This is a genomic window from Pseudomonas sp. LBUM1649 (assembly GCF_059716155.1).
Genome location: NZ_CP166807.1, coordinates 255,533 through 271,593 on the forward strand (window position 1 = coordinate 255,533; position 16,061 = coordinate 271,593).

A 16,061-nucleotide genomic window follows, 5' to 3' on the forward strand; every position below is an offset into this window, starting at 1 on the left:
GGTCTTCAGGTCTCGGTGGTCAACACCATGAACAACACCAGCGCCGCCACCGGGATACCGAACACGGCGCTGCCGACCACCAGTTCTGTGCCCAATGGCTGGCCGGCATGCACCATGCCCACCGCGCCATTGATCAGCGTCAGTGCCAGCCACAGCACGATGAAGCTGTAGGCGAGAACCTGGCGCGGGAAGCCGATTTTTTCGCCAATGAACAGCATCAGAGCGAGCAGGATCAGGCCGAAAGTGATGATGATGGTGGTGTGCATGGTGTGTGCCTCCCTTCAGGTGTGAGCTGCCATTACTGATTCACCCCAATACACCGAGCATAGTTAAACCAGCCCGCCATTCACCCGCAGAATCTGCCCATTGACCCACGCCGACTCCGGCCCGACCAAAAACGACACCACTCGGGAAATATCCTCTGGTTGCCCGAGACGCTCCAGCGGCGCCATCTTCGCGAAATTCTGGATCTGTTCTTCGCTTTTGCCATGCAGAAACAGATCGGTTGCCACCGGGCCAGGTGCCACGGCGTTGACCGTGATATTGCGCCCGCGCATTTCCTTGGCGAATACCTGGGTCAACGATTCCACCGCTGCCTTGCTGGCAATGTACACCGCATAGCCCGGCAGGTTCAGGCCCACGGTACTGCTGGAGAAGTTGATGATCCGTCCGCCGCTGTTCAGACGTGTGGCGGCTTCGCGCAGGGTGTTGAAGGTGCCGCGCGCATGGATGTTGAAGTTCTGCTCGAACAATTCGTCGCTGTGTTGCGCCAGCGGCATGACCTTGAGGATACCGGCGTTGTTCACCAGCACGTCGACCTTGCCCAACTGGATTTCGGTCTCATCGAACATCCGGCGCACGTCGTCGGCACTGGCCACGTCGGCCTTGATCGCTATGGCTTGATTGCCGGCTTGACGCAACTCTACAACCAGTCTTGATGCTTTGCTGGCGCTGTTGGCGTAGTTGATGACGACGGCGAAACCTTCGCTGGCGAGTTGCCTGGCAATGACCGCGCCGATGCCGCGGGAGGCGCCGGTCACGAGGGCAACCCTGGAAGTTTGAGTGGTCATGGCGATGTTCCTGTTGGTTGGGTGTGGGGCCAATTTCACATGTTTACTCAGGCCGATAAATGCACGAGAGTGGCCTTGACTGTTCAATAATCGCCAACAATCGAGCGTAGGAGTTCAGCGTGGATCAAGTCAAAGCGATGAAGGTGTTCGTGCGTATCTACGAGCGCAGCAGCTTCACCCTGGCGGCGGATGACCTGAACCTGCCGCGCGCAACGCTGACCCACACGTTGAATCAATTCGAAGCCTGGCTCGGCACGCGTCTGCTGGAACGCAGCACCCGTAAGGTGCGCGCGACGCTGGATGGCGAGGCGTACTACCTGCGTTGTGTGCAATTGCTGGCGCAGCTGGAAGAGGCCGAACTGGCGTTTCGCGGCGTGGCGCCAAAAGGGCGGCTGCGGGTCGACTTGCACGGTACCTTGGCCAAGCATTTCGTGATCCCGGCCTTGCCGCAATTCATGGCCCGTTACCCGGACATCGAACTGTCCATCAGCGAGGCTGACCGCCACGTTGATCTCATCACCGAAGGCGTCGATTGCGTGCTGCGCGCCGGCACCCTTGGCGATTCCACGTTGATCGGCAAACGAGTTGCGAACCTGCGCCAGATCACCTGCGCCAGTCCCAGCTATCTGCGCCAACACGGCGAGCCAAAAAGCCTCGCCGATCTGAAAAACCATCGCGCGGTGAACTACGTCTCGCGCACGACGGCCAAATTGTTTCCATTCGAATTCATGGTCGATGGCGAACTCAAGGAAGTGCCCATCGATGGCACCGTTTCGGTGTTTGGCGCGCAAATCTACGCCGCCTCGGCGATTGCCGGATTAGGCCTGATCCAGTGTCCGCACTACCGCATGGAAACGCAGATCGCCCAGGGACTGATCAAGGAAATCCTCACCGCCACCCCACCGCCGTCGATGCCGGTGTCAGTGTTGTATCCGCACAATCGCCACATGTCGCCACGGGTTCGGGTATTTGTGGATTGGTTGGGGGAGGTGTTTGCGGATGCCGGATGAAAATCGTTCCCACGCAGAGCGTTGGAACGATCGTCCGTGAAACGTTTCAGCATTTTCTCGAGTCCGGGGTTTTCTGACGTTGGTCTGGGCGTATGCTGGGCAACCAGATTCAAGACAGACAAGAGAGGATTCGATGACTTACACCGCTGCCGAAAACCGCTACGACTCTATCCCTTACCGCCGCGTGGGCCGCAGCGGGCTGGTGCTGCCGGCGCTGTCCCTGGGCCTGTGGCACAACTTCGGCGACAGCACGCCGATCGATACCCAGCGTGCGTTGTTGCGCACGGCGTTCGACCTTGGGATCAACCATTTCGACCTGGCCAACAACTACGGCCCGCCGTACGGCAGTGCCGAGATCAATTTCGGGCGTTTGCTGCGTGAAGACTTCAAGCAGTACCGCGACGAGTTGATCATTTCCAGCAAGGCCGGTTGGGACATGTGGCCCGGTCCTTATGGTCAGGGCGGCGGTTCGCGCAAGTACGTGCTCGCCAGCCTTGACCAGAGCCTGCGACGCCTGGGCCTGGACTATGTGGACATCTTCTATTCCCACCGTTTCGACCCGGACACCCCGCTGGAAGAAACCGCCAGCGCCTTGGCTACCGCCGTACAACAGGGCAAGGCGTTGTACGTCGGTATCTCGTCGTATTCCGGGGTGAAAACCCGCGAAATAGCGGCATTGCTCAAAGAGTGGAAAGTCCCGTTGTTGATTCACCAACCGGCTTACAACCTGCTTAACCGCTGGGTTGAAAAAGACCTGCTGGACACCACCGACGAACTCGGTACGGGTGTGATTGCGTTTACGCCGCTGGCTCAGGGGCTGCTGACGGACAAGTATCTCAACGGCGTGCCGGCGGATGCGCGAGTCAACCGTCCGGGCGGTGGTTCGTTGCAGGCCTCGCACTTGTCCGAAGCCAACATCGCCCAGGTGCGTGCGCTCAATGAGATCGCCAAGCGTCGCGGTCAAAGCCTGGCGCAACTGGCGTTGGCCTGGACCCTGCGCGATCCACGGGTGACTTCGGCGCTGATCGGCGCGAGCCGGCCGGAGCAGATCATCGAGAACGTCGGGGCGTTGAAGAATTTGAGCTTCAGTGTTGAAGAGTTGGCGGAGATCGATCGGTTTGCCCAGGAGGGTGGGATCAATCTGTGGGAGAAGCCTTCGACGGCGGAGTAAGCGAGCACTGATCGTTCCCACGCTCTGCGTGGGAATGCCTCAACGGACGCTCCGCGTTCGGCTCTCGATGGGACGCGGAGCGTCCCGGGCTGCATTCCCACGCAGAGCGTGGGAACGATCGGTTCAGCGAAAGAACGGCACATCCCCCAACACCGTCGCCCGCTGCATCACCCGCCGCGCCGGCCGGTAATCATCCACCGCGTAATGCTGAGTCACGCGGTTGTCCCAGAACGCGATGTCGTCTTTCTGCCAGCGCCAGCGAATGGTGAATTCCGGCCGGGTTGTATGGGCGAACAGGAACTTCAGGATCGCCTCGCTCTCGGATTCCGACAGCTCGTTGATCTTCGAGGTGAAGCCCTCGTTGACGAACAGTGAGCGACGTCCGCTCACCGGATGCGTGCGGATCACCGGGTGGGACAGCGGCGGATTCTTGCGCCGTGTCTCTTCCCATTGGGCAAGCGCTTCAGGCGTGTTGCCATAGCGCTCCAGCGGAAACGAACGGGTGAAGTCGTGGGTGGCGGTCAACCCTTCGAGCAGGCTTTTCATTGGCGCCGACAAGGCTTCATACGCCGCGATGCCGCTACCCCACAGGGTATCGCCGCCAAACTCCGGCAGCAGCTTGGCGCTGAGCACCGCGCCCATGGCCGGGGTCGGCAGGAAGGTCACGTCGGTGTGCCAGATCGCGTTGTCACGCACGTCGGTGACGGCGGTGTCGAGGATCAGCACCTCAGGTTGTTCCGGCACGTTCGGATAGATCGGGTGGATGTGCAGGTCACCGAAATTGGCAGCGAATCGCGCCTGCTGCTGCGGGGTGATCGGCTGGTCACGGAAGAACAGCACCTGGTGCTTGAGCAGTGCCTGCTCGATGGCGTCGCGTTGTTCCAGATTCAGCGGCTGGCTGACATTGACGCCGCTGATCTGTGCGCCGAGGGCCGAGCTAAGAGGGACGATGGTCAGGTTGCTCATGGTGGTTCTCTTCAATCCGGGGGCCGTGCTTTTTGTGGGAGCGAGCTTGCTCGCGATGGCGGTTTGTCAGCCAACATTGTTTTGACTGATACATCGCTATCGTCGGAACGCCGCCCGGAGCAGGCTCGCTCCCACAGGTTTATTCAGTCATCAATGTGCCTGGCCGTGCCATGGCACCAGTTTGCGTTGCAGGGCACGCAGGCCCATCTCCATGGCGAAGGCAATCAGCGCGATCACCAGAATCCCCAGCACCACCACATCGGTGACCAGGAACTGCGCAGCCGACTGCACCATGAAACCCAGGCCGCTGGTGGCGGCGATCAATTCGGCGGCCACCAGCGTCGACCAACCCACGCCCAGGCCAATACGCACGCCAGTCAATATGTCCGGCAAGGCGCTCGGCAGAATCACATGGCGGATCAATTGTGCGCGGGTGGCACCCAGTGACTGCGCGGCGCGCAATTTGGCCGGGTCGACGGTTCGCACGCCAGTGGCGGTGGCGATGGCAATCGGGGCGAAAATGGCCAGGTAGATCAGCAGCACTTTCGACAACTCACCGATACCGCACCAGATCACGATCAGCGGCAGGTAAGCCAGCGGTGGAATAGGGCGGTAGAACTCGATCAGCGGATCGAGAATGCCGCGTGCAATGCGGTTGTGTCCGATAGCGATACCGACTGGCACGGCGGTCAGCACTGCGAAGCCGAGGCCCAGGCCGATGCGGCTGAGGCTCGCCCCCAAGTGCTGCCACAAGGTCGAATCCATGTAGCCGCTGGTGACCAGCAGCCAGCCTTTTTGCAGCACGGCGGACGGTGGTGGCAGGAACAGCGGTTCAATCAAACCGGTCGCTGTAACGGCCCACCAGATGGCAACGAGGGCGACCAGCGTCAGCACACTGATCCAGCGGGTGCTCAAACTACGGCGCAGTGGAACGACCGTGGCTGATTTAACCGCAGCGGCGGGAATTTCGTAGCTGCTCATGCGCGCTCCTGCCGCTGTGCGGCGCTGCGTTGGGAGAACACTTTGGCGAGCACGTGTTCGCGGGTTTCGATAAAGCGCGGATCGGACTTGATCGACCTTGCCGATTCACCCGCGGCGTACCGTTGACCAAAATCCAGGTGCAGACGCTCGACGATCTGCCCCGGATTCGGTGCCAGCAGAATCAGATCCGTGGCGAGGAATACCGCTTCTTCAATGTCGTGGGTAATCAAAAACACCGGTTTGGCGGTGCGCCGCCAGACTTGCAGCAGCAGCTCTTGCATCTGTTCGCGGGTGAAGGCGTCGAGGGCACCGAAGGGTTCGTCCATCAGCAATACACGCGGATCGGCAGCGAGCGCGCGGGCCAGGCCGACACGCTGTTTTTGGCCGCCCGAGAGTTGCCAGATCCGGCGGCTTTCAAAACCGGAAAGGTCCACCAGCGCGAGCATTTCCCGTGCGCGGATTTCGCGTTTGTCCCGAGCAATGCCGGCCAGTTCCAGGCCGAAGCCTACGTTGGCCAGCACGTCCTGCCAGGGCAGCAGGGCGTCGTCCTGGAACACCACGCCGCGCTCGGCGCTCGGGCCTTTGACCGGCACGCCGTCGAGGGTAATACGCCCGGCGCTGGGCTCGACGAAACCGGCAATCAGGTTCAACAGCGAGGTCTTGCCACTGCCGGACGGGCCGAGGGCGACCAGCAACTGCTGGGGCCCCAGGGTCAGGGAAATATCCGCCAACACCGGTTCCGGGCTGCCGGGGTACTGTGCGCTGATGCGCTCCAGCTGTAACTAAGCCATCGCCATTAACTCCTGATCAGTCCGTGATGAACTTGGCGCTGACGTACGGCGCGTAATCCGGCAGCACAGCGTCAACCTTGCCTTGTTCCTTGAGGAACACAGCGGTGTCGGTGATGGCCTTGGTCGTCGGTGCGCCCAGCGTAATCACTTGATCGGCTGCCAGCGGATAGACGTTGCCTTGCAGCAGCAGCGGAATGTCGCTGGCCTTGGCGCCGGACAGTTTTACCAGCTTGTCGACGTTGCTTTGATTGGCGAGCCAGGCTTGTGGGTCTTTGCGGTAATCGGCGTAGGCATCCAGGGTCACTTTGGCGAACGCGGTGACGATTTCCGGGTGCTTCTGGGCGAAGTCCTTGCGCACGATCCAGGCGTCGAAGGTGGGCGCACCGAACTTGGCCAGTTCGCCGGAGGTAATCAGTACTTTGCCATTTTCCTTGGCCACACCCAGGGCCGGGTCCCACACATAGGTGGCGTCGATGTCACCGCGTTTCCATGCGGCAATGATCGCTGGCGGAGCCAGGTTCAGCACAGTGACTTTCGACGGGTCGATGTTCCAGTGCTTCAGCGCGGCCAGCAGGCTGTAGTGGCCGGTGGAAACGAACGGCACGGCGATTTTCTTGCCGATCAGGTCTTGGGGAGTCTTGATTCCGGAACCGTCGCGGGCCACCAGGGCTTCGGCGGCGCCGATCTGGGTAGCGATCAGGAAGGTTTCCACCGGTACTTTGCGGGTGATTGCAGCCGTCAGGGGACTGGAACCGAGGCAGCCGATCTGCACGTCGCCGGAAGCGATGGCAGCGATAATGTCGGCACCGTTATCGAACTTGCGCCAGTTGATGTCGGCCTTGGTAGCTTTTTCGTAAGCGCCGTCGGCCTGGGCGACTTTCGCCGGGTCTACGGTGGTCTGGTAAGCGACAGTCACGTCGGCCGCCTGGGCAAACAAACTCGCCGCAGCCAAGGAAGCGGCCGCCAGCAGGCGAAGAGAGAAATTCAGTTTCATCGGGAAGCTCCTTGTCAGGCGGCCGAGGGCGGCGTGATAGGAGACTAAATGATCTAAGAATCCGAAAATAAATAACTTTTTCGAATGAGCTTATGAGCGGAAAATTCTAAACCGGACGATCTAGGTTTTTTTTTGTGGCGAGGGGATTTAGCGAAACGTCGCACCGCCCCGTTGGGCTGCGAAGCGGCCCCAAAACCTTCAATCACGGAATATCAGTTACACCGAATCGAATAGTTTGCGACTGCTTCGCAGCCGAGCGGGGATAAATCCCCTCGCCACATAAAAAACCTGTCATTACAGGGTTTACATCAGTTGCTGATCGCCAAAATACTCGCCTGATACGAACCGACAAACACATCGAAATCACCGACTTCGTTCTGCTCAAGCGTGGCTTGCTGAGCCAGCGACGAACGCGCGAGCTCTTCAAACCTGGCCTGTTGCTCTGCCGGCAATGGCTCGCTACGGAAAAACTCCGCGTGTACCCGGCTCTGACGCAGGGAGAATTGAGCAAAGCTTTCCTTGTGCTCGGCCATTGCCGCCAGTACCTGGGCCGATGGCGTCAGGGAAGGGTTCTGGACCTTGGCCATCTGAGCATCCAGCGCTTTGCTATGGGCATCGCCACCATGGCTCTGATCAAGCAGCGCGGCCAACGGGGCAATGCGCTCCAACAATTGACCAGCCCACTCTTTCAGGTCGACCGGTTGCCCGTCACGTTGCAATTGCAGGCCTGGGCGACGACCTTCCTTGACCACGCTGAGGAAGTTGGAGGTCGCATTCGAGCAGCTGGTGTTGGTCAGCAACGGGCTGTCGTTCAGCGCGCAGTACAGGAGGAAGGCGTCGAGGAAGCGCGACTCGGTGAGGTCGATACCCAGCGGCAGGAACGGGTTGATGTCCAGGCAGCGCACTTCGACGTACTGGATGCCGCGGGCCATCAACGCCTGGATCGGCCGCTCGCCGGTGTAGGTCACGCGTTTCGGGCGGATGTTGGAGTAGTACTCGTTTTCGATCTGCAGGATGTTGGTATTGAGCTGGACCCACTCACCGTCCTGGTGGGTGCCGACTTCGACATACGGCGCATAGGGTGTCGCCACCGCTTTGCGCAGGCTATCGGTATAGCTGTTCAGGTCGTTGTAGCACGGCGTCAGGCCGGCCTGGGCGTTGCTCTGGTAACCCAAGTCACTCATGCGCAGGCTGGTGGCGTACGGCAAATAGAGGGTGTCCGGGTCCAGCTGTTCCAACTGGTGCGAACGACCGCGCAGGAACCCGGCGTCCAGCGCTGGCGACGCGCCGAACAGGTACATCAGCAGCCAGCTGTAGCGGCGGAAGTTACGGATCAGCGCGATATAGGCCGACGACTGATAGTCACGGTCGGTGCCGACAAAGCCTTCGGCCTGCTTGAGCAGCGGCCAGAGTTTTTCCGGCAGGGAAAAGTTGTAGTGAATGCCGGCGATGCACTGCATGGTCTTGCCGTAGCGCAGGGCCAGGCCCTTGCGGTAGACGTACTTGAGCTGACCGATGTTGGACGTGCCGTAGTAGGCGATCGGGATATCTTCCTCGGCCGGCAACGGGCACGGCATCGAGGGGCTCCAGAGGTACTCGTTGCCGAGCTTGCTGTAGGCAAAACGGTGAATGCTGTCCAGGCTCGCCAGCGTATCGGCCGGGTCGGGCAGGGCCGGGGTGATGAACTCCAGCAGCGACTCGGAATAGTCGGTGGTGATCTGTTCGTTGGTCAGCGCGGAACCCAATTCTTCCGGGTGCGGCGTTTGCGCCAGGCGACCTTCATCGGTCACGCGCAGGCATTCACGTTCGATGCCGTGAAGGCACTGTTCGAGCAGAGAGAGGTTAGCGCGCTCGCCGAGCAGAGCCAGGCGGCGGTTGAGAAGTTCGCTCAAGTTGGATTCCTTCACGCGTCAGTCGCCCCAATATGGGGGTGGGCAAGACGGTCTACAAGGGTGAAGTTAAAACTGGCGTTTTCGCCTGGTTTTTGTCGCCGATCGATCAAAAACTGCGCAGATCCCCTGTAGGAGCGAGCATGCTCGCGATGGACCCGTGAACACCGCTGGGTGTCAGGCTTCCAGCGTCATCGTTGACGCCCATCGCGAGCATGCTCGCTCCTACAGGGAAAGGCATAGCGCCGAAATTAACTCAAATCGATGACATCTAGCTACAGGACAGCGAACGTGCCTTGTGCTTTAGCGACCAGTTTGTCGCCTTGCATCACATCGGCTTCGACCACCAGCGTGCGGCGACCCGGATGGATCACCCGGGCCGTGCACATCACTTCACCGTCAGCGACGGCGCGGATGTAGTTGATCTTGCACTCGATGGTCGCGCTCTGCTGGTCAAAGCCGTGGGTGCTGGAACAGGCCAGCCCCATGGCAATGTCCACCAGGCTGAACAAGGCCCCGCCGTGCAGCTTGTTGGCGCGATTGCGCAGTTGTGGCTCAAGCGCCAGGGCGACTTGCGCCACCCCGGTTTCCAGGCTGTGCAAACGGCAGCCCAGCAGCTTGAAAAATGCGCTTTCGGTGTACCCGGCAGGGATGTCCATCAGCGCTTCTTCAGCTGTTTGGCGTTGGCGAACAGCGACGCCATGGCGTTGTTGCTCGGCGCTGCGGCCGTGGTTTCCTTGCGCGGTGCGGTGTTCTGGGATTGGCGTGGAGCCGAACCCGGGCGCGCACCACGAGCGCCGTCGATTTTCTCGCCAGGGGTGTCGCTCATGCGCATCGACAGGCCCACGCGTTTACGCGGGATGTCGACTTCCATGACCTTCACTTTCACCACGTCACCGGCCTTGACCGCTTCCCGTGGATCCTTGATGAACTTCTCCGAAAGTGCGGAGATGTGCACCAAACCGTCTTGATGCACGCCGATATCGACGAATGCACCGAAGTTGGTCACGTTGGTCACTACGCCTTCGAGAATCATGCCCAGCTGCAGATCCTTGAGGTCTTCGACGCCTTCCTGGAACTCGGCCGTCTTGAACTCGGGACGCGGGTCGCGCCCAGGTTTTTCAAGCTCTTGCAGGATGTCGGTGACCGTTGGCAGACCGAAGGTTTCGTCGGTGTACTTTTTCGGATCAAGGCGCTTGAGGAACGCGGCATCGCCGATCAGCGATCGGATGTCACGGTCTGTCTCGGCGGCAATTCGCTGTACCAGCGGATAGGCTTCCGGGTGCACCGCCGACGAATCCAGCGGGTTTTCGCCGTTCATGACGCGCAGGAAACCAGCCGCCTGCTCGAAGGTTTTCTCGCCCAGACGCGCGACTTTCTTCAGCGCAGCGCGAGTCTTGAACGCACCGTGTTCGTCGCGGTGGCTGACGATATTTTGCGCCAGGGTCGCGTTGAGGCCGGAGATCCGCGCCAGCAGCGCTACGGAGGCGGTGTTGACGTCGACGCCCACGGCGTTCACGCAGTCTTCGACCACGGCATCCAGGCCTCGCGCCAGTTTCAGCTGCGATACGTCGTGCTGGTACTGGCCGACACCGATGGATTTCGGGTCGATCTTCACAAGCTCAGCCAGCGGATCCTGCAGGCGACGGGCAATCGACACCGCGCCACGGATCGACACATCCAGATCCGGGAATTCCTTCGAAGCCAGTTCCGACGCCGAGTACACGGAAGCGCCGGCCTCGGAAACCATGACCTTGGTCATCTTCATGGCTGGGTATTTCTTGATCAGTTCGGCGGCCAGCTTGTCGGTTTCACGGCTGGCGGTGCCGTTGCCGATGGCGATCAGGTCCACCGAGTACTTGGCGCACAGGGCGGCGAGAATCGCGATGGTCTGGTCCCACTTGTTATGCGGCACGTGCGGGTAAACCGTGGCGTGATCCAGCAGCTTGCCGGTGGAATCGACCACCGCAACCTTGCACCCGGTGCGCAGGCCCGGGTCGAGGCCCAGGGTCGCGCGTGGGCCGGCCGGGGCTGACAGCAGCAGGTCGTGCAGGTTGTGGGCGAACACGTTGATCGCCTCGGTTTCCGCGCCGTCGCGCAGCTCGCCCAGCAGGTCGGTTTCCAGGTGGGTGTAGAGCTTGACCTTCCAGGTCCAGCGCACCACTTCGCCCAGCCATTTATCGGCGGCGCGGTTCTGGTTCTGGATGCCGAACTGCTGGCCGATCATGCCCTCGCACGGGTGCATGGTGCCCGGCAGCTCATCGCCAACCTTCAGCGCGGAGCTGAGAATGCCTTCGTTGCGGCCACGGAAAATCGCCAGCGCGCGGTGCGACGGCATGCTTTTGAGCGGTTCGTCGTGTTCGAAGTAGTCGCGGAACTTGGCGCCTTCCTCTTCCTTGCCGGCAATCACGCGGGCACTGAGGGTGGCTTCCTGCTTCAGGTAATTGCGCAGCTTGTCCAGGAGGCCGGCGTCTTCGGCGAAGCGCTCCATGAGAATGTATTTGGCGCCTTCGAGGGCGGCCTTCACGTCGGCCACGCCTTTTTCGGCGTCGATGAAGCGGGCGGCTTCGGTTTCCGGGCTCAGGGTCGGGTCGTTGAACAGGCCGTCAGCCAATTCGCCGAGGCCGGCTTCCAGGGCGATCTGGCCCTTGGTGCGGCGCTTCTGCTTGTACGGCAGGTACAAGTCTTCGAGGCGGGTCTTGGTGTCGGCGAGCTTGATGTCGCGTTCCAGTTGCGGGGTCAGCTTGCCTTGCTCTGCAATGCTGGCAAGGATGCTGATGCGCCGTTCGTCGAGTTCTCGCAGGTAGCGCAGACGCTCTTCCAGATGACGCAGTTGAATATCATCGAGGCTGCCGGTCACTTCTTTCCGGTAACGGGCGATGAAGGGAACGGTAGAACCTTCATCGAGTAGCGCGACGGCCGCTTCGACCTGTTGTGGGCGTACGCCGAGTTCTTCGGCGATGCGGCTGTTGATGCTGTCCATAAAACCACCTGACAAATTGTGAAAGCAGGCTCGCAGGCGCAACGATGAGGCCTTGGCGAGACTGGTTGAGCGGCCTGGCCTGCGCCGCTACCTGGATCAAAGGTATCCCGTTGACCCGTGAAATCGAACAATTACTGCCGGCGCCATGAAAATAAAAAGCGGCCCGCCGGCGTAACGATCAGACGTTGCCTGACACAAATGGCCGCGCATTATAACCAGCGTTGCGTCCTTCGGGGGCATCGCAGGTTGTAGGCATAATCCCCGGATTTCTGGCGATATAGGAAAAATCTGCTAACAATGCACACGGTGCGTATAACGGCAGCTACGCCATAATGCGCGCCGAGATCAAAGGAGCATCCAATGAGCAGCACTGCAAACATTGCTGAAGGCGAAAAAATTCTTATTGTTGACGACGATCCGGGCCTCAGCAGCCTGCTGGAACGTTTTTTCGTCAGCAAGGGCTACCGTGCCCGCGCCGTACCGAACACCGAACAAATGGACCGCCTGCTGGCGCGTGAAGTGTTCAACCTGGTCGTTCTCGACCTGATGTTGCCCGGCGAAGACGGCCTGACTGCCTGTCGCCGTCTGCGGGGCGCGAACAATCAGATTCCAATCATCATGCTTACTGCCAAGGGCGATGAGCTGAGCCGGATCAAGGGCCTGGAACTGGGCGCCGACGATTACCTGGCCAAGCCGTTCAACCCGGACGAGCTGATGGCCCGCGTAAAAGCCGTCCTGCGTCGTCAGTCGGCTCCAGTGCCGGGCGCACCAGGCAGCGAAGACGAAAGCGTGACCTTCGGTGACTACGAGTTGTCCCTGGCCACCCGCGAACTCAAGCGTGGTGAAGAAGTGCACATGCTCACCACCGGCGAGTTCGCTGTGCTCAAGGCGTTGGTGATGAACGCTCGTCAGCCATTGACCCGGGACAAACTGATGAACCTGGCCCGTGGTCGTGAGTGGGATGCCCTGGAGCGCTCCATCGACGTGCAGATTTCCCGTCTGCGCCGGATGATCGAACCCGATCCGTCCAAGCCGCGTTACATCCAGACTGTCTGGGGTGTGGGCTACGTATTTGTTCCGGATGGCGCCGCCACCAAGTGATAGGCGATTTGTAGGCGCGGGTTTGTGTGGGCAACGGGCCAGATGGCCTTGCCCGCAGACTCGCGACCGGCAATGTGCGAGCATCGCTCGCTCCAGCACGTGTTTAACGGTTACCCATGAAAACCCCGGTTTGGTTCCCCCAGAGTTTCTTCTCCCGCACCCTTTGGCTGGTGCTGATCGTTGTCCTGTTTTCCAAGGCGCTGACCCTGGTTTATCTGCTGATGAACGAAGACGTGCTGGTGGACCGCCAGTACAGCCATGGCGTCGCCCTGACGCTGCGCGCCTACTGGGCGGCCGATGAAAACAATCGCGAAAAGATTGCCGATGCTGCAACCCTGATCCGGGTGGTGGGCGCCGGTGTGCCTGAGGGTGAACAACACTGGCCCTACAGCGAGATCTATCAACGGCAGATGCAAGCCGAACTGGGGGCCGATACCGAGGTGCGCTTGCGCATGCACTCGCCACCGGCGTTATGGGTTCGGGCGCCTAGCCTGGGCGATGGCTGGCTGAAAGTGCCGCTGTATCCACACCCTTTGCGCGGCCAGAAAATCTGGAATGTGCTCGGCTGGTTTCTCGCCATCGGCCTGCTGTCCACTGCCTCGGCGTGGATCTTCGTCAGCCAGCTCAACCAGCCCCTCAAACGCCTGGTGTATGCCGCGCGGCAACTCGGCCAGGGGCGCAGCGTGCGCTTGCCGATCAGTGATACACCCAGTGAAATGACCGAGGTCTATCGCGCCTTCAACCAGATGGCCGAAGACGTCGAACAGGCCGGCCGCGAGCGCGAACTGATGCTGGCTGGGGTTTCCCATGACCTGCGCACGCCGCTGACCCGGTTGCGCCTGTCGCTGGAGCTGATGGGCGACCATAACGACCTGACGGACGCCATGGTGCGCGATATCGAGGACATGGACGCCATTCTCGATCAGTTCCTGGCGTTCATTCGCGATGGGCGTGACGAGTCGGTGGAGGAGGTGGACCTGAGCGATCTCGTCCGGGAAGTCGCCGCGCCGTACAACCAGAACCAAGAAAAGGTGCGCTTGCGTCTTGAGCCGATTCAACCATTCCCCTTGCGTCGGGTGTCGATGAAACGGCTATTGAACAATCTGATTGGCAACGCGTTGAATCACGCGGGCAGTGGGGTTGAGGTGGCGGCGTATGTGTCGGGGGATACCAGTGCGCCTTATGTCGTCCTGAGCGTCATGGACCGTGGGGCGGGGATAGATCCATCGGAGCTGGAAGCGATCTTCAATCCATTTACTCGGGGTGATCGGGCCCGGGGAGGGAAGGGGACCGGGTTGGGCTTGGCGATCGTGAAGCGGATTGCTTCGATGCATGGCGGCAATGTTGAGCTGCGCAATCGGTCTGGCGGTGGACTTGAGGCTCGGGTGCGGTTGCCACTTGGATTGATGCTGCCGCGGGATGCCGTCTAACCCGATCGTTCCCACGCTCTGCGTGGGAATGCAGCCCGGGACGCTCCGCGTCCCTTTAAAAGGCCGCTCCGCGTCCCTTTCAGAGTCGAACGCAAAGCGTCCGTTGAGGCATTCCCACGCAGAGCGTGGGAACGATCGGTGTGTTAACCCTTGCCTTTGGTCCGCGTCATGTTCGGCCCGCCATTTTTCTCCAGGTGCTCGATGATGATCCCCGCCACGTTCTTGCTGGTGGTGGTCTCGATCCCTTCCAGGCCTGGCGACGAGTTCACCTCCATTACCAGCGGCCCGTGATTGGAACGCAGGATATCCACCCCTGCCACGGCCAACCCCATGACCTTCGCCGCGCGCAATGCCGTCATGCGCTCTTCCGGGGTGATCTTGATCAGGCTGGCGCTGCCACCGCGATGCAGGTTGGAACGAAACTCCCCGGGTTTGGCCTGGCGCTTCATGGCTGCAATGACTTTGTCACCCACTACGAAGCAGCGAATGTCGGCGCCGCCAGCCTCCTTGATGTACTCCTGAACCATGATGTTCTGCTTGAGGCCCATGAATGCCTCGATCACCGACTCCGCCGCCGTGGCGGTTTCGCACAGCACCACACCGATACCCTGGGTGCCTTCCAGCACCTTGATCACCAGTGGTGCACCGTTGACCATTGCAATCAGGTCGGGAATGTCATCAGGGGAGTGAGCAAAACCGGTGACCGGCAAGCCGATCCCGCGACGAGAGAGCAACTGCAGCGAACGCAGTTTGTCCCGCGAGCGGGCGATGGCCACCGATTCGTTGAGCGGAAACACACCCATCATTTCGAACTGGCGCAACACCGCGCAGCCATAAAACGTGACCGACGCACCGATTCGCGGGATCACCGCGTCGAAGCCTTCCAGTGGCTTGCCGCGGTAGTGGATCTGCGGCTTGTGACTGGCAATGTTCATGTAGGCGCGCAGGGTATCGACCACCACCATTTCATGGCCGCGTTCGGTACCGGCTTCAACCAGGCGGCGGGTGGAATACAGACGCGGGTTTCGCGACAGCACAGCGATCTTCATGCAACACCTGTGGAGGAGGTAGATACCGGGAACACCGGCTTGTCTTGTACATATTTGATTCCCGGATTGACTACCAACTGGCCATCAATCAGGGCTTTGGAACCGAGTAGCAGGCGATAACGCATGGATTTGCGGCAGGCGAGTGTGAACTCGACCCGCCAGACCCGATCGCCGAGGGCCAGGGTGGTGCTGATCACGTATCGCACCTGCGCATGACCGTTGGAGCTTTTAATGGTTTTTCTCGTCACCAGCGGTGCTTCGCAGCGGCGGTGACGTAACTGCACCACCGTGCCCAGGTGCGCGGTGAAGCGCACCCACTGCGCGCCATCGCGGTCGAAAGTCTCGATGTCGGTGGCGTGCAGGCTGGAGGTGCTGGCGCCGGTGTCGATTTTTGCCCGAAGGCCGGCGACTCCCAAATCCGGGAGCGCCACCCACTCGCGCAGACCGACAACGGTCAAATGGTCAAATGTCTTCAAAGTTGCTCAACCGGTAGAAACCGCTCTGGCCGCAAGCGGCCGAATTCGCGGTATTCACGCAGAATAATGGTTAAAAGGCGACAGATATCTACGGCCCGGATTTCCAGCCCCACGGGGAGGTTCTGGAATGTCTGCATTGTAATCCGAGAC

At 60.6% G+C, this 16,061-nt stretch carries 15 protein-coding genes; 4 read left to right on the plus strand and 11 right to left on the minus strand.

What is annotated here, in order from left to right; all coding sequences use genetic code 11:
• Window positions 1-5 precede the first annotated feature (5 nt).
• On the minus strand, window positions 6-266 hold the full coding sequence (locus ACA058_RS01090) for a hypothetical protein (RefSeq protein ID WP_497637461.1): 261 nt from the start codon (window positions 264-266) through the stop codon (window positions 6-8).
• 63 nt (window positions 267-329) lie between these two features.
• Complete coding sequence (locus ACA058_RS01095) at window positions 330-1,070, minus strand: SDR family oxidoreductase (RefSeq protein ID WP_497637462.1); 741 nt, start codon at window positions 1,068-1,070, stop codon at window positions 330-332.
• A gap of 119 nt (window positions 1,071-1,189) precedes the next feature.
• Here ACA058_RS01095 and ACA058_RS01100 point away from each other — a divergent pair, with 119 nt between their 5' ends.
• Together ACA058_RS01100 and mgrA are read left to right on the plus strand one after the other, a co-directional pair.
• Entirely contained in the window at window positions 1,190-2,080 is an 891-nt protein-coding gene (locus ACA058_RS01100; protein ID WP_497637463.1) for a LysR family transcriptional regulator, read from the plus strand.
• Window positions 2,081-2,213: 133 nt separating this feature from the next.
• On the plus strand, window positions 2,214-3,251 hold the full coding sequence (gene mgrA / locus ACA058_RS01105; RefSeq protein WP_497637464.1) for an L-glyceraldehyde 3-phosphate reductase: 1,038 nt from the start codon (window positions 2,214-2,216) through the stop codon (window positions 3,249-3,251).
• 123 nt (window positions 3,252-3,374) lie between these two features.
• Here mgrA and tauD read toward each other — a convergent pair whose 3' ends face one another.
• The 7 genes from tauD to ACA058_RS01140 form a co-directional block, all read right to left on the minus strand.
• Complete coding sequence (gene tauD / locus ACA058_RS01110) at window positions 3,375-4,217, minus strand: taurine dioxygenase (protein ID WP_497637465.1); 843 nt, start codon at window positions 4,215-4,217, stop codon at window positions 3,375-3,377.
• A gap of 150 nt (window positions 4,218-4,367) precedes the next feature.
• Window positions 4,368-5,198: a taurine ABC transporter permease TauC gene (gene tauC, locus ACA058_RS01115; protein WP_497637466.1), complete on the minus strand. Its 831-nt coding sequence runs from the start codon at window positions 5,196-5,198 to the stop codon at window positions 4,368-4,370.
• Window positions 5,195-5,974: a taurine ABC transporter ATP-binding subunit gene (tauB, locus tag ACA058_RS01120; protein ID WP_497639842.1), complete on the minus strand. Its 780-nt coding sequence runs from the start codon at window positions 5,972-5,974 to the stop codon at window positions 5,195-5,197. The genes tauC and tauB overlap by 4 nt, the downstream gene beginning before the upstream one ends.
• Window positions 5,975-6,005: 31 nt before the next feature.
• Window positions 6,006-6,983 (minus strand): taurine ABC transporter substrate-binding protein, encoded by a 978-nt coding sequence (tauA, locus tag ACA058_RS01125; RefSeq protein WP_497637467.1) that lies wholly within the window; start codon window positions 6,981-6,983, stop codon window positions 6,006-6,008.
• 308 nt (window positions 6,984-7,291) lie between these two features.
• Window positions 7,292-8,875: a glutamate--cysteine ligase gene (gshA, locus tag ACA058_RS01130; protein ID WP_497637468.1), complete on the minus strand. Its 1,584-nt coding sequence runs from the start codon at window positions 8,873-8,875 to the stop codon at window positions 7,292-7,294.
• Window positions 8,876-9,147: 272 nt separating this feature from the next.
• Complete coding sequence (locus tag ACA058_RS01135) at window positions 9,148-9,531, minus strand: PaaI family thioesterase (RefSeq protein WP_020795796.1); 384 nt, start codon at window positions 9,529-9,531, stop codon at window positions 9,148-9,150.
• Entirely contained in the window at window positions 9,531-11,855 is a 2,325-nt protein-coding gene (locus ACA058_RS01140; protein WP_497637469.1) for a Tex family protein, read from the minus strand. The genes ACA058_RS01135 and ACA058_RS01140 overlap by 1 nt, the downstream gene beginning before the upstream one ends.
• A 360-nt stretch (window positions 11,856-12,215) precedes the next feature.
• Here ACA058_RS01140 and ompR point away from each other — a divergent pair, with 360 nt between their 5' ends.
• Together ompR and ACA058_RS01150 are read left to right on the plus strand one after the other, a co-directional pair.
• Window positions 12,216-12,956, plus strand: a complete 741-nt coding sequence (ompR, locus tag ACA058_RS01145) for an osmolarity response regulator transcription factor OmpR (protein WP_020795794.1) — start codon at window positions 12,216-12,218, stop codon at window positions 12,954-12,956.
• A 116-nt stretch (window positions 12,957-13,072) separates the two neighbouring features.
• Window positions 13,073-14,386: an ATP-binding protein gene (locus ACA058_RS01150; RefSeq protein WP_497637470.1), complete on the plus strand. Its 1,314-nt coding sequence runs from the start codon at window positions 13,073-13,075 to the stop codon at window positions 14,384-14,386.
• A 143-nt stretch (window positions 14,387-14,529) separates the two neighbouring features.
• Here the strand turns inward: ACA058_RS01150 and rimK are convergent, their stop codons facing one another.
• Window positions 14,530-15,435: a 30S ribosomal protein S6--L-glutamate ligase gene (gene rimK / locus ACA058_RS01155; RefSeq protein ID WP_008057588.1), complete on the minus strand. Its 906-nt coding sequence runs from the start codon at window positions 15,433-15,435 to the stop codon at window positions 14,530-14,532.
• Window positions 15,432-15,911, minus strand: a complete 480-nt coding sequence (rimB, locus tag ACA058_RS01160; protein WP_497637471.1) for a retropepsin-like aspartic endopeptidase RimB — start codon at window positions 15,909-15,911, stop codon at window positions 15,432-15,434. The genes rimK and rimB overlap by 4 nt, the downstream gene beginning before the upstream one ends.
• Window positions 15,912-16,061: the final 150 nt, after the last annotated feature.